Here is a 14520-nt window from a genome sequence, read left to right as displayed (position 1 = left end):
ACAAGAAGACGGCAGAGGAGGCAACGAATGTTCAAGGCGATGGCAACCTGCCTGGCAGCGCTGGTGATGGCCGGCGGCGCCTCGGCGAGCGAGCTGCTCATCGAACAGCGCGTGACCGAGGATGGCGCGCTGCTGGTGAGCTACACGCCGCCGGAGGGCGTGCGCGAGCTGCCGCTGTTCAATCGCGCATCGACCATGGCCACCGTCTGGGGCGAGATGGCCGTGCCGTTGGGCAACTGCTCCAGCGTCACGCTGAAGCCGCGCGTAACGATCAAGCTGGCCGACGGCTGTACCTCGGCCATCTTCCGCATGAAGCCGCGCCTGCTGAACCGCTATGCGGTCAACGAGCCGGCCTTTGCCGTAGGCGGTAGTGCAGTCATGGCCTACCTCGGCTACTACGCCGTCGCCTTACCCGGCCACGCGCTGCACTGGCGCTGGACGCCCGGCCCCGGAGCACATGCCGTGGTCGCAGGCCGGGTGTCCACGCAGCCCATTGACCGGGTGCTGCCCGCCGAGCAGATGACGTTCGCGGCCACCGACGAAGGCCGGACGGCGGCGGGTTTCGCAGCTACGGCCTCCCATGAGTACGTGCTTCTCGGCAAGGTCGAGATCGAGACATTGCCCGGTGGCGCGCTGATCCATGACCAGACCATAGACGCCATTCGACTGGGCGCGGTCCGCGAGTCGCTGCTGCGGGTCACGGCGCGGCTGGCGCGCGCCTACGACGCCAGGCCTGCCGGCCCCTGGGCCGTGGTGGTGAACGTGCCCGCCGGGATGCAGGGTTTCCGCGGCGACGTCACGTCTGGTCGCATGATGAGCCTGCGCTTCGACGCCAGGGCGCCGAAGGATGTCACTGAAGCAGCCCGCGCGGTGCAGCAGTTCGTCGCGCACGAGGTGACGCACTGGTGGGACACCGGCCTGTTCCGCACCGACGGCGATCGTCCCTGGATCCATGAAGGCCATGCCGACTGGATGGCCGGACTGCTGGCGCAGGAAGCCGGCCAGCCCGATGCCGTCTGGCGAGAACGCGTCGACCTCGCGCTGAACAACTGCCAGTTCGCCCGCGGCGACCGAGTTTCGGCCGCGCTTCCGACCGGTCACCACAAGGACGACGATGCCTACGCCTGCGGCCAGGTGCTGTGGATGCTGGCGCAATGGGCGCAGCCACGCGACGGCACACCAGTGGACGTGGCCGCCGGCCCGTTCCGTGGCAGCACTGAGCCCATCGACGCTCGGGCCATCGCCCGCTGGGCCGACGGTGGCGATGCTGGACCCATGCACCGGCTGCTGTTCGACCCACAACTGGGCTTTCGCAGCGCGCTGCTGCGCGACTGGGGCGATGCCATCGAGGCGATCGAGCTGAAGCGCGGCGAGTCGATGCCGGCCGCCCTCCGTGGTCGTCTGGGCACCGCGCTGATGGCGGCGCTGATGAGCGCCGACTGCGACGGCGTGATGAGTTTCTGGACCCAGGCCGATCACTTCCGCATCGACACGCAGCCCGCCTGTCGGAGCCTGCGCGGCAGCCCCAACGTCCACCGCATCGCGGGCGTCTCGCCGTTCGAGGATCCCGTCGGCGCATGGCAGGGCGTGCGCACCACCTGCGCGGCCGGTCAGCCCATCCTCCTGGACATCAGTGCTGGCGAGCCCATCGCGCTTGCCTGCCCGGAGAAATTGCCCGACATGCCCATCCAGCAGACCCTGCGCCTGCGGCCACAAGCCGCGCAACGCCTGGGACTCGGCCTTTGAGGAGACATCACACATGTTCAAGAAGATCCTGATCGCGAATCGCGGTGAGATTGCCTGCCGCGTCGCCGCCACGGCGAAGCGCCTCGGCATCCGGACCGTCGCCGTCTATTCCGAGGCCGATGCCGATGCCCAGCACGTGAACGCTTGCGACGAGGCCATCCTCATCGGCGGCCCCGCGCCGCGAGACTCCTATCTGCAATGGGAGCGCATCCTCGATGCAGCGCGTCGCACGGGGGCCGAGGCCGTCCACCCTGGCTATGGCTTCCTCAGCGAGAACGAAGCCTTTGCCCAGGCCTGCGCCGATGCAGGTGTCGTCTTCATCGGACCACCACCGAGCGCCATCCTGGCCATGGGCCTGAAGGCCGAGTCCAAGCGGCTGATGGAAGCTGCCCGGGTTCCGTTGGTGCCGGGCTATCACGGCGCCGATCAGGACCCGGTTCTGCTGAAGGAGGAAGCCGACCGCATCGGCTACCCCGTGCTGATCAAGGCCAGCGCCGGTGGCGGCGGCAAGGGCATGCGCGCGGTCTACAGCGCGGACGAGTTCGGCGCAGCGCTGGCCTCGTGCAAGCGCGAGGCCATCAACAGCTTCGGCGACGACGCCGTGCTGATCGAGCGCTACGTGCAGCGCCCGCGGCACATCGAGATCCAGGTTTTCGGCGACACGCACGGCAACTGCGTCTACCTGTTCGAGCGCGACTGCTCGGTGCAGCGCCGCCACCAGAAAGTCTTGGAGGAAGCGCCCGCTCCCGGCATGACGCCGGAGCGCCGTGCGCAGATGGGCGAGGCCGCCGTGGCTGCTGCCAAGGCCGTGGGCTATGTCGGCGCCGGCACCGTCGAGTTCATCGCCGAGCAGGACGGCCGCTTCTACTTCATGGAGATGAACACGCGGCTTCAGGTGGAGCATCCGGTCACGGAAGCCATCACCGGGCAAGACCTGGTCGAATGGCAACTACGCGTCGCGGCCGGCGAGCCGCTACCGCTCAGGCAATCGGAGTTGGCCATGCACGGTCATGCGATCGAGGCCCGCATCTGCGCCGAGAACCCGGACGGCGGCTTTCTACCCGCCACCGGCACGCTGGACGTAGCGCGCTGGCCCGCGCATGCGGCTTTCCGCAGGGCCGACGTTCGCATCGACGCGGGCGTGCGCGAAGGCGACTCGATCAGCCCGTACTACGACTCCATGATCGCCAAGCTCATCGTCTGGGGCGAGGATCGCGACCAGGCACTGGCCCGGCTGGACGCGGCACTGCGCGACACGCACATCGTGGGCCTACAGACCAACGTGGCCTTCCTGCGCCGCTGCGCAGCGACGGCCTCGTTCGCGAACGCCGACCTAGACACCGGGCTCATCGAACGTGAGAAGGCAGTGCTGTTCGACCAGCCCGGCTTGCCGCTGCGCGTCTCCGCCGCTGCTGTCGTCGCGCACACGCTGGCTGTCGAGGCCACGACGCGGGACCACGACCCGTGGAGCGCCCGTGACGGTTTCCGCCTGTTCGGCACGGCCACGCGGCGCTTCGACCTGGAGGCCGGCGGCACGCACCACGAGGTGCTGCTGTCACGCCAGCACCGCGGCGGCATGACGCTGACCGTCGGTGGGCAGGCCTTGACGTTCTCCGTGCAGTCGCAGGACGCCGAGACACACGAGCTCTTCCTTGACAGCGATCGCACCCGCGTAAAGACCTATGCGCAAGGCGAGCGCATCGCCGTATTCGCCGCTGAAGGCTCGGCCATGCTGACCGAGGTAGACCTGATCGCCCACGCCGGCGACGGCCCGGCCGAGGGCGGCCGGCTGACTGCACCCATGCCCGGCAAGCTGGTGGCCTTCCTGGCCAAGGCCGGGGACAGCGTCGCCAAGGGCCAGCCACTGGCCGTCATGGAGGCGATGAAGATGGAGCACACCATCTCCTCGCCGCGAGACGGCAAGGTGGCCGAACTGCTGTTCGCCGTCGGTGACCAGGTGGGCGACGGCGCCGAGCTGTTGAAACTGGAGGTCTGACATGGCCGCGCTGCCCACCACCGTCAAGATCCTCGACGTCGCTCCCCGGGACGGTCTGCAGAACGAGAAGGAGAACGTCTCCACCGAGCACAAGGCCCGGCTGGTCGCGATGCTGCAGGACGCCGGGCTGAAAGAGATCGAGGTCACCAGCTTCGTCAGCCCGAAATGGGTGCCGCAGATGAGCGACAACACGGCCGTGATGGCAGCGATAGCTCGGCGTGCCGACGTGAGGTATTCGGTGCTGGTACCCAACACCAAGGGACTGGAGCCGGCACTGGCGAGCAAACCCGACGAGATCCTCGTCTTCACGGCGGCCAGCGAGGCCTTCACGCAGAAGAACATCAACTGCTCAATCGCCGAGAGCCTGGAGCGCTTCGCGCCGGTGATAGAGGGCGCCCATGCGGCGGGCGTGAAGGTGCGCGCGGCGCTGTCCTGCGCACTTGGCTGTCCCTATGAGGGAGAGATCACCGCCGATCAGGTCGAATCCGTCGTGAAGCCACTGCGTGCGCTGGGCGTGGACGCCATCGACATCGCCGACACCATAGGCGTGGGCACGCCGCGCAAGGTGCAGGCGGCGATGGAGCGCGCGCTGAAGCACTTCCCGCTGGCCGAGGTGTCGGGCCATTTCCACGACACCTATGGCCAGGCGCTGACCAACATCTACGCCAGCATGGAGCTGGGCGTGCACAGCTTCCATGCAAGCGTGGCCGGCCTGGGCGGCTGCCCCTATGCCAAGGGCGCGACGGGCAACGTCGCGACGGAGGACGTCGTTTTCATGCTCGACGGCCTCGGCATAGCGACTGGCATAGCCCTGGACAAGCTGGTCGATGCCGGCGCCTTCATCTCCAACGCGCTGGGCCGCCCGCCGGTGTCGCGCGTGGCCCGCGCGGTGCTGGCGAAACGGACCGCCTAGGCGCGCAGCTCCCACAGCACATTGACGATGCGCCAGCGGCCTTCGACCTGGGCCAGGTGCATGTAGTCGATCCAGTCATCTGCATCGACGCGCACGCTGGCCGTGCGGCCGAAGACGTCGAGGATCCTCACTTCGGCGCGCCTGCCGGCCTCGGGCCTCCCGGCGCGGGATCGCGTGTGCTGCACCAGGGCCATCGCGCCCATGTTCTGCAACTCGCCGCGACCATCGGGCAGGCGCCGGACGATGCGCTTGGCCAACTCGGGATGCAGCGAGCGCTCCATGCGTGCCGCGTCGCCCGCATACCAGCCCTCGATGTAGTCCCGCGCGCAGGGCTCGATGGCAGCCGCCTCGGGCTCCGACGCCGCCATGGCCGCCGTCGATGCACCGGCCAGGGCCGCACTGCTCATGAAAATGCGTCGTTGCAAGATGGACTCCGTCCGGATGGCAAACCGCGCGCAGCATCGCAGCAAGGCGCGCGACGCGAAAGTGGCTTTCGGGAAAGGCAGCCTTCCTGCGGCGCCGGACAAGCCTCAGGGCTTGTCCACGCTCAACTCAGCCCAGCCGGTCGAGCGCAGTCTCGATCTGGCCGCGCTCATGCTCACCCATGCCGCGGCCGGCGCGGCGGACACGGTCCACGAGCCCCGCATCCACCGGCCAGACTGCGCCCATCTTCTCGGCCACACGCAGCAGAACCTGCAGGCGCTCGAAGCCGGCATCCATGCCCTCCGCGCTGCTGAGCACACGCTCCAGGCCGGCGAGGCCCAGGCCAGGCCGGTCCAACAGCAGGTTCAGGGCCTCGCGCCGCTCGAAGCCGCCCGAGATGCCAGCCGCAGCGCGGGCATAGGCGTCGACCAGCTCTGCCTCGTCGCCGCGCAGCCGACGGGCGACGGCGCCAAGCGCCTCGCGCTTCTCAAAGTCGCCCTGGATGCGCGTCGCCGCCTGCAGGGCTGCCGCGAGCACGGCCGGCTGGGGCGTGGCGGCCACCTGCGCCACGATGGCCGAGCGCAACTCGAAATCACCGCCGATGCCACTCAGCGCTTGCTCCCATGCAGACAGCACGGCCGGGCTGTCGGCCAAGCGTGGTGCCAGCGCACCCAGCGCCTCACGGCGCTCGAAGTCGCCATCGATACCGGCGGCAGCGGCCAGCCAGGCCAGTTGCTGGGGCTCCGCCAGTGGCTGGCGAGCGACGGCGCTCAGCGCCTCGCGGCGTTCGAAGCCACCCTGCAGGCCGGCGGACGCGGTGATGAGACGATCCTGCACTGGCGCGGGCAGCGGCCCATCGAGCTGCAGCGCGGCCTCGATGCGACGGCGGCGCTGGAAGTCGGCCTTTGCGCGTTCGACGTCGGCCAGCACCGCGTCGAAGCCACCCCTGGCGAACAACTTGCGCGCGCGCAGCCGCGGGTCGGTGAGGTCCTCGGCCACACGTTGCACGGCCTGGGCCCACCACCGGCGCGCGACCTCGTCCATGGGCCGGGCCTCACCGCCGACGCGGTAGTCACGCTCGATGCGGCCCTCGCCCATGGAAGTCAGCCGCATCTCGCGCGTCAGCCCGCCTTCGCGCTCCTTCACGACAAGCGTGCCGCTCAGCGTCTGCACCTCGTCCTCGGCGTCGCTGAAGCCCGCCTGGCCGTCCAACGTCGCGGAGAAGCTGCCGCCGGGATAGCGGCTGTACGTCCTCTTGCCGCGCGCGGAGATGGACAGTTCGTCCGTCAAGCCACCGAGCCCGACTCGCTCCAGCAGGCTGCTCCCGTCGGTGCGGCTGACGACAACGGCAGGCAACGCGACGAGGGCCGCCAGCATGGCACCCAGCAGAGCCCAGCGCAGCCCCCGCCGCTCACGCGGCGCATCATCACCCTCGGAGCCGAGCAAGCGGCGTACCCGGGCCATCAGCGGCGAGCCGGCGGTCGCGGCCCCGCAGGCCAGGCCCGGGCCGCGGCCGCCAGCTTTCAAGGCCTCGGCGCAGCGCAGCAGGCTTTGCGCTAGCGCCAGACGCTGTCCCTGTGGCGCGGCTGCGGCGGCGTCACAGGCCAGCTCGGCGAGCAGGTCCAGGCGCTGCAGCGCGACGCGGTTGAGTAGCTGCGGCCAAAGCAAGGCCCTGAGCCCGGCAGCCAGCAATCGCCACGCCGGGTCGCGCCGGCGCAGGTGAGCAAGCTCATGGCCGAGCACCGCAAGGGCCTCGTCGTCGGGCAGCACCAGGCACCAGGCTGGCAGGCAGAGCACGCGGCCCGGTGCCATCAGGGGGCTGGCCCAGCCGGGGCGAGCCTGGCGCAGCATGGGCAGGGGCAGCGCCATGTCGGCCGCCCGCTGCGCGGCGAGCCTGTGCCAGCGCACGTCATCCAGCTCGGGCAGCCGGCGCACGGCGCGGCGCAGCCAGACCCATTGCAGAATCAGCGCGGCCAGCAGCAGCGCGGCGCCTACCAGCCAGAGCAGCACGAAGCCGATGGCCGTGTCATGCGTCCTGGGCGCCAAGCTGGCAGCCAGTGGCAGAGCGCCGAGCCGGGCCGTGGGCAGGGCAGCCGGCGCCACTTCGACGCGCGCGGGCTGCAGGTCCGCTACGACCTGAGCAGGCTCGTGAACGACGAGGGCAACGGGAGCGTCAGCGGGGATCGGGTTCGGCACCCCAGGCAGCAACGGCAGGCTGGCGCTGACCAGGCCGCCCAGCAGGGCCAGGCGCCACAGCCCTTCCTGCGTCGTCGTGGACAGTCGGGCCAGCAGGCCGGCGCGGTCGGCAGCCCACAGGCCACCGATCAGCAGGCTGCTGTGCAGCAGATAGCTGCACAGCCAGGTCAGCAGGGCATCAGTCATCGCGCATCTCCCTTGCGTTGCTTGAGCAGCGCCTGCAGCTCGGCCAGTTCCTTGGCATCGACGCCACGCGCATCCAGCAGATGGCTGACCAGGGCACTGGCCCTACCAGCGAAGAGGTTGTCCAGCAGGCTGCCCACCATGGATCGCTGCACCTCGGCCTCGCTGACCCGCGGCGTATAGAGCAGCGCCCGGCCTTCGCGCCGGCTGGCCAGCAGGCCGCGCTTCTCCAGCCGCGTCAGCAGCGTGGCCACCGTCGTGTGCGCCAGATCGCGCTCTCCGCGCAAGGCCTCGGCCACCTCGGCCGTGCTGGCCTCGCCGCGCGCCCACAGCGTGCGCATCAGGCTCAGTTGCAGATCGCTCAGCGAGACTTCTCCCGCGCCGGCTTCTTCGTCCATGGTGAACTTCTACAGTTGTCGTACTACAAATGTAGAAGATTCAATGGGGGCGTGGCAAGTGCAATTCGGCACGGGTGGCAGAACCCGAGTGGCGACGCCGAGCGCCCCCGGCGCGGATGAGCCGGCGGTCTTACATGCCCGGCGGGTTGCGCATGCGCTGGCTGAACCACCAGAGGTGGCCGTCCGGGTCCACGCAACCGTAGGTACGGTCGCTCCAGTACTCAGCGCCGTAGTCGTTCTCGGTCAGCTCATAGGTCACCCGGGCGCCTGCCGCGCGCGCCTGGGCGCAATGAGCGTCGACATCGTCGACATAGAGGAACAGCGCCTGCGTGTTTGCGCCAGCGACCAGCCGGGGTGCCCGGCCCGTCACACCGAACCGGGCCTCGCGCGCGGCCCCGCCCTCGGCCACCATGACGATGGCCTCGCCGTAGCGCAGCTCGCTATGCATGACGCTGCCGTCGGGCGCGTCAACGACGATTTCCACCGCGAACCCGAAGGCGCGCTCGTACCAGGCGATCGCAGCGCGCGCGTCTTCGCAGTACACGGCTGAGGACAGGCGCGGCCAGCCAGGTGGGGTGGGTTTCATCGCGGTCTCCGTGACGGGTGGGTGCGGTTCAATCCTCGCACCGAGACTCTTCCGCCGCCACCCATGAAACGCCTCACCGCCTGCGCCGTCGCGCTGTTCGCCGCCCTGTCCGCCCAAGCCCAGGAGCCGCCCACCTACGATGCCGCCAAGGCCCAGGCGTGGGGCGCCAACGACCAAGGCCTACGCTCCTATGTGTTCGTGCTGCTGAAGACCGGTCCCAGGCGCATGCCCGATGGACCGGCGCGCGACGAGATGTTCAAGGGCCATTTCGCCAACATGCAGCGCCTGGCGAAGGAAGGTCTGCTGGCCTATGCCGGTCCCTTCGACGGCGTCGACAGCTGGCGTGGCCTGTTCATCTTTGCCACATCAGACATGGAGCTCGCCCGCAAGGCCGTGGAGAGCGACCCCGTCATCGTCAACGGCGAGATGGTGGCCGAATTGCACAAGCACTTCGGCTCGGCAGCACTGCTTGCCGTCAACGAGTGGCACCCGAAGCTAATCAAGCCGAAGCCGTGAGCATCGCCATTGAGCGGCTAAGCTCCCCCCGAGGGAGAACACGAGATGAAGATAGTCTGGGCAGCGCTGGCCTGCACGGGGGCCATGGCCGCTTCCGGCTGCGGCGGCGGCACAGCCGGCGACACGGCCGGCCCGCCACGCGCGCCGGCGCTGCAAATCACCGCAGCCGCCAACGACAGTGACCAAGTCCCAAGTGGCGTCGTGCACGGCCACCGCATCGAGCTGCGCAACGTCGGCAATACAAGCGCGATCGCCGTGGCCGTTTCGGTGAGCCTGGATGCTCAGGCCCAGCAGATGCCCTTGAGCTGCGAATCGTCCAACTGCACGAGGCGCAGTGACGGTGGCATCGATATTGCCGAGATTCCAGCTGGCGGCACGGTGACGCTGCGGCAAAGCTTGCGGGTCAATCCCGGCTATCGCGGTGCGCTGCGCAACCACTGGCAGGCCACGGCCGGCGCCAGCAGCGCCAATTGGCGGCAGGAACTCACGGCCTACGTTACCAACCTGGCCGTCACGGTGGGCGAGGCTGTGTCCGCGGAAGGAAACCCTCTTCGGCGCAGCTATGAGGTCGCCCTGACCAATCAGGGCCCGGATGATGCAATCGATGTCGACTGGGACGTGCTGACCATGCCTGGCCAGGTGTGGCGCGCCAGCTCCTGCACCGCGAGCACGGGTGCGAGCTGCCCGGCCGATCTTGGCGAAGCCATGAAGGTTGCGCGCCTGCCAGCAGGTGCCTCGCTACGGCTGGAAGTGCAGGTGGACCAGAGTGCTGCGCCCGTTTCACGGGTCCAAGGCGTCGGCACCCGAGCCGAGGCGGCGGGCGATCCGGATCCGCGTGATAACGAAGCGACCAGAGATCAGGACGGCGCCTTCCATCTCTTCATGTCGGACCTGGAAGGCCGTCACTACCGGCTGACCACGGATGCCATGAGAACACTGCGCGCGACGGCAGCGGGCACCGATTACCACGCTTCGATCGCGTTCGACGTCACAGGCCAAGGTTTGCTGGGTGTACCAAGCGATCCCGACCCGCCGTGGCAGCGCGGCAGCTTGAGTGTTTTCGGACCGCTCATGGTGCTCGGCCTGGACATCCGCGGGGTCCGCAAGCCCTACCTGGCCCCCAAGCAACTCGTCGGCCAGCTCAGCGAGCTGGAAGGGCATACCTTCAATGTGCTCGGTTCACGGGCCGACGCAAACGGGACACCCCAAGATGCCTACACCGGGTCCGCGCGCTTCAAGGACGGGGCGCTTCAGGTCTGCCTTCCGGAGCTGCCCATGCCCTTCGAGCAGTGCCCGGCTTCCCGTTTGACACGCTTTGAAGCCTCGCTCGTTGGCAGCGAGATCGAACTGTTCGCACGAGACAAAGTGACCAGGGTCAGGGCCGCGCGCAGCAAGGATGGCCCTGTGCTGGTGTCCTCGTCCAGGGACAGTGCCACCGGCGCCAGCGAGTTCTGGATCGCGTTGCCCAACGCTGCGCACAATCCGTTCTCGCTCATCGAGAGCTCGCTGCACGAGGCCACATTCGAGAGCCAGAGCGGCAACGCCACCGCCATGCTCGGCAGCCTCGACCGCGACAACAATGCCAATCCACGGCTCGTAGCCGTGCGAGGACTTCCGATTGTTGTCCTTCAGCGCCTGAACACTGCAGGCGTCCTGGGCATCTGCGGCCTATCGTCGCAACTGGCAAGCAGTGGTCAGCCAGGACTGTTCCAGGGTGGACTGCGCGGCGACTGGCTGACCGGCGCATACGAGAACGGCGAATTCGTGAAAGAAAGGCCGTGCTTCTCCGGCACCGTCCATCACACGCAGACAGGGAGCTTCGCTGTGTTCCTCGGCGTGAAAGGCGGCGACCTGCCGGGCCGCTGGATGTTTGCCGGCCGCCTCTGACCGGCGGCCACGGCTCAACCCTTCTTGAGCACCTTGGCTACCGGGTTGGGCCGCAGCCGGAACGCGTCCGGCATGCCCGAGCCGAGCAGCGGGCGCAGGTACATGCGAAAGGCATCGGTCACGTCGGTGCCGCTTTCGGTGATGAAGTGGTCCTCCATCGTCCGGGTCTTGCCCGCCACGGCGGCCAGCGGCAGCAGCTCGTAGTCCACCGAGTAATAGCCCACGCGCTTGATGGCCACCGAGCCATCGCGGTCGCCGTGAAATGCGTACTGCACGGCCTTCTCGCCGACCTCGCGGGCCTCGCGCGCGTCCACGTCGCTGACGCAGCCGAGAAAGCTGCGCTGCAGGTAGCCGAAGGTGTCACCTCGCACGCGCTTGATGCCTAGCTTGGCCTTGATCTCCTCGCACAGCAGGTCAGCAAGTGCACCGGTGCCGCTGAGCTGCACGTTGCCATGCGCGTCGCGCTCCAGGTCGCCGGCCAGCTTGGACAGCATGGGCGCGCCGGAGGCGTCGTGGATGCCCTCGCTGACGGCAATGACGCAGCGGCCATAGCGCTGGTGCGTTGCCTTCACGTCGCGCAGGAACTGTTCGGTGTCGAAGCTGCGCTCGGGCACGTAGATGAGGTGCGGGCCGTCGTCGTCGAATTTCTTGCCCAGGGCGGCGGCAGCGGTCAGGAAACCCGCATGACGGCCCATGACGACACCCACGTAGACGCCAGGCAGTGCCGCGTTGTCGAGGTTGGCGCCAGCGAAGGCCTGGGCCACGAAGCGCGCGGCGGAGGCATAGCCGGGCGTGTGGTCGTTGCCGACCAGGTCGTTGTCGATGGTCTTGGGGATGTGGATGCAGCGTAGAGCGTAGTTCGCCGCTGCGGCCTCCTCGGACACGATGCGCACGGTGTCCGATGAATCGTTGCCGCCGATGTAGAAGAAATGCGTGATGCCGTGGGCCTGCAGCACCGTGAAGATCTCGTGACAGTAGGCGGCATCCGGCTTGTCGCGCGTCGAACCCAGCGCCGAAGCGGGGGTGCCCGCCACCAGCTCCAGGTTGTGGCTGGTCTCCTGTGTCAGGTCGACGAAGTCCTCATTGACGATGCCACGCACGCCATGACGGGCACCATAGACCAGGCCCACGCCACGCTGGCGTCGTGCCTCGAGCACGACGCCCACGAGGCTCTGGTTGATGACGGCGGTAGGGCCGCCGCCCTGGGCGACGAGGATCTTCGCGAGGCTCATGGACGCTCCTGGCTGTCGTCAATCGACGCGCGGAGTTTAGGGGCCTCGGGCGCATTCCGGGCTGAGCACCGGGTCGCCCCAAGCCAGGCCATCTGCCGATGTGCGCGCGGCTCGATGCCGGGCGGGGAGCCTCTACCTTCCCATCCAGGTTTCCAACTGGTCGGCCGGCATGGGCTTGGCGAACAGCCAGCCCTGGCCCTCGTGACAGCCCAGCTCGATCAGGTAGCGGCGCTGCTCTTCGGTCTCGATGCCTTCCGCGATGACCGTGAGGCCCAGGCCGCGGCCCAGGTTGACGACCATCTGCGCGATCGTCGAGCCGGCGCTGGACGACTGCGCCTCCTGCACGAAGGCACGGTCGATCTTGAGACGATCCACCTGCAGCTGGCGCAGCTGGCTCAGGGACGAGAAGCCGGTACCGAAATCGTCGATGGCGACGCTGAAGCCCAGGCGCTTGATGTCAGCCAGAACGCGCAGCACGAGCTCGGCGTCCTCCATGGCCATGGATTCGGTGATCTCCAGCTCGATGCTCTCCCCGTCGACGCCGCCGTCCCGCAGGGAGCGGGCCAGCATGTCGATGAAGCCGGGATGGCGGAACTGCGCCATGGAGACGTTCACGGCCATGCGGAAGTCGGCATGACCCAGGATCTGCATCTTCTTCAGCTGGGCGCAGGCGGTGCGCATGACGAACTCGCCGATAGGAATGATGAGGCCACTCTGCTCGGCCAGCGGAATGAACTGGTCGGGCGGGATGAATCGATCATCGGCCGTGCGCCAGCGCAGCAGGGCCTCGGCGCCAACGACGCGGCCGCTGTCGAGGTCGACCTGGGGTTGGTAGACAACGAAGAGCTGGCTCTCCTCGAAGCCGGTGCGCAGCCCCTTGAGCAGCTTGAAGCGCTCGCGCGCATCGCTGCCCATGGCGGCCGAGAAGTACTGCGACGAGCCGCGCTGCTGCTGCTTGGCACGCTTGAGCGCAATCTGAGCATCGAGCAGCAGCTCGGATCCGACGGCCTTGGATTCGCCCAGGCGCACAAGGCCGGTAGTGGCAGACAGCTGCAGCCGCTCGCCAGCGACGACGAAGGGCTCGGCGAAGACGCCGTTGACGGTTTCCGGGCAGACCTTGCCATGCTCGCCCAGCACGCCGAAGGTATCGGCGCCGACGCGGGCCATCGCGGTGTTCAGTCCCAGCATCTCGCTCAGGCGATGCGTGACGGCCTGCAGCACCTGGTCGCCGAAGTGGTGGCCGAAGGCGTCGTTGATGTCCGAGAAGTCGTCGATGTCGATCAGTGCCAGCGTGACGCCAGACGGATCCTTCAGGTTCTTGTCAAGCAGCTCGACGAAGCGGTTGCGGTTTGGCAGACGCAGCAGCGGGTCGTTGTAAGCCTGGTCCAGCAACTGGCTGTAGAGGACGACGTTCTCGAAGCCGACGGCGATGTTGGAGCAGAAGGCGCGCAGCAGTTGCTGGTCCAGTTCGTCGAGCTCACGGCCGACGTCCACCAACGCAGCCATCGCACGCCCCCGGCCCATGCCGAAGTACAGGCAGGTGCCATCGTCGTAGAGATTCTTCTGCTCGCGCAGGCAGCGCTCCAGGCGCTCGCGCACGGCAGCGATCTTGACCTGGGCCAGCGGCCGGTCGATGAGGCCGCTGTACTGGCCCGCGGCCGCCACGATGCGCACCTCCTCGCCCGCCTCGCCATTGACCTGCGCACACACCAGCCCCTCGGGCAGGATACCCAGCAGCGCACACAACTGCGTGACGACGCCCTCGGCGAAGCGGCTCAGGCCGCGCATGCGGGACAGCGAGGTGCTGCTCTCGACGATCATCTCCAGGCCGCGGCGGTTGGCTTCCAGCGCGCAGATCTGGCGGTACGAGCGCACCGCGGCCGTCAACACCGTGTACAGGCGAGTGCGGGTCAGCTCCGACTTGGTCTTGTAGTCGTTGATGTCATAGGCCTGCACCGTCTCGATCTCGGGGGCGTAGCCCGGTTGACCTGTGCGCAGCACGATGCGCACGGCGTTCAGGCCCAACTCGTCGCGGATGTGACGCACCAGTTGCAGGCCAGCGTCCTCGCTCTCCATGACCACGTCCAGCAACACGACGGCCAGGTCGTCCTCGCTGGCGAGCAACTGACGGGCCTGGGCCGCGGAACTGGCATGCAGGAAGACGAGCGGCTGGCCTTCGACCGTCAGGCCCTGCATGGCCAGTTCGGTGGCCTTGTGAACGTCGCCGTCATCGTCGACGATGAGGATGCGCCAGGGCCGATCGTTGTGGCGATGTTCGCCGTCAGCGTGCTCAGGCTCGTCGAGCAGTTCGAGCAGATCGTCGTCAGCGGCGGGTGTCTCTTGCATGGGGGAGAGGGCTCCGGGCACGGGGGCAGCCGCTGCTGCGGCTACCTCGTCGGTCTAGAGCCGCAAGCGTAGTGCATCCACACACGGCCTGTCACAAA

General features: G+C 68.2%; 11 protein-coding genes. 5 read left to right on the top strand and 6 right to left on the bottom strand.

Translation table 11 applies throughout. The features are described from left to right. Positions 1-27 precede the first annotated feature (27 nt). Genes QM732_RS26725 through QM732_RS26715 form a run of 3 tightly spaced genes read left to right on the top strand, consistent with a single transcriptional unit; the run spans position 28 to position 4655 of the window. Entirely contained in the window at positions 28-1746 is a 1719-nt protein-coding gene (locus tag QM732_RS26725) for a hypothetical protein (RefSeq protein WP_415659121.1), read from the top strand. Between the two features lie 13 nt (positions 1747-1759). After that, the gene (locus QM732_RS26720) at positions 1760-3742 is read left to right on the top strand and encodes a biotin carboxylase N-terminal domain-containing protein (protein ID WP_415659120.1); all 1983 of its coding nucleotides are present in this window, start codon (positions 1760-1762) and stop codon (positions 3740-3742) included. 1 nt (position 3743) lies between these two features. Then, positions 3744-4655: a hydroxymethylglutaryl-CoA lyase gene (locus QM732_RS26715; RefSeq protein WP_415659119.1), complete on the top strand. Its 912-nt coding sequence runs from the start codon at positions 3744-3746 to the stop codon at positions 4653-4655. Here the strand turns inward: QM732_RS26715 and QM732_RS26710 are convergent. The 4 genes from QM732_RS26710 to QM732_RS26695 all read right to left on the bottom strand — a co-directional run bounded on the left by QM732_RS26710 (position 4652) and on the right by QM732_RS26695 (position 8441). Then, positions 4652-5080, bottom strand: a complete 429-nt coding sequence (locus QM732_RS26710) for a nuclear transport factor 2 family protein (RefSeq protein WP_415659118.1) — start codon at positions 5078-5080, stop codon at positions 4652-4654. The genes QM732_RS26715 and QM732_RS26710 overlap by 4 nt on opposite strands. 127 nt (positions 5081-5207) lie before the next feature. Continuing rightward, on the bottom strand, positions 5208-7460 hold the full coding sequence (locus tag QM732_RS26705; RefSeq protein ID WP_415659117.1) for a M56 family metallopeptidase: 2253 nt from the start codon (positions 7458-7460) through the stop codon (positions 5208-5210). Then, positions 7457-7855, bottom strand: a complete 399-nt coding sequence (locus QM732_RS26700; protein WP_415659116.1) for a BlaI/MecI/CopY family transcriptional regulator — start codon at positions 7853-7855, stop codon at positions 7457-7459. The genes QM732_RS26705 and QM732_RS26700 overlap by 4 nt, the downstream gene beginning before the upstream one ends. A gap of 130 nt (positions 7856-7985) precedes the next feature. Then, complete coding sequence (locus QM732_RS26695; protein ID WP_415659115.1) at positions 7986-8441, bottom strand: VOC family protein; 456 nt, start codon at positions 8439-8441, stop codon at positions 7986-7988. A gap of 63 nt (positions 8442-8504) precedes the next feature. On the opposite strand from QM732_RS26695, the gene QM732_RS26690 reads away from it, so the two are divergent. After that, on the top strand, positions 8505-8957 hold the full coding sequence (locus QM732_RS26690; protein WP_415659114.1) for a YciI family protein: 453 nt from the start codon (positions 8505-8507) through the stop codon (positions 8955-8957). Between the two features lie 84 nt (positions 8958-9041). Next, complete coding sequence (locus tag QM732_RS26685; protein WP_415659113.1) at positions 9042-10844, top strand: hypothetical protein; 1803 nt, start codon at positions 9042-9044, stop codon at positions 10842-10844. A gap of 14 nt (positions 10845-10858) precedes the next feature. On the opposite strand, the gene QM732_RS26680 is transcribed toward QM732_RS26685, so the two are convergent. Continuing rightward, positions 10859-12076, bottom strand: a complete 1218-nt coding sequence (locus QM732_RS26680; protein WP_415659112.1) for a 6-phosphofructokinase — start codon at positions 12074-12076, stop codon at positions 10859-10861. Between the two features lie 132 nt (positions 12077-12208). Further along, a complete protein-coding gene (locus QM732_RS26675) occupies positions 12209-14422 on the bottom strand; it encodes a putative bifunctional diguanylate cyclase/phosphodiesterase (RefSeq protein WP_415659111.1) in 2214 nt (737 codons plus the stop codon). Between the last annotated feature and the right edge of the window lie 98 nt (positions 14423-14520).

Origin of the sequence: Roseateles sp., from assembly GCF_047654805.1 — a bacterium.
In the GTDB taxonomy this organism is placed as follows: domain Bacteria; phylum Pseudomonadota; class Gammaproteobacteria; order Burkholderiales; family Burkholderiaceae_C; genus Pelomonas.
The sequence above is the reverse complement of the archived record's forward strand: the minus strand, read 5'-3'. Positions and strand labels throughout refer to the sequence as shown.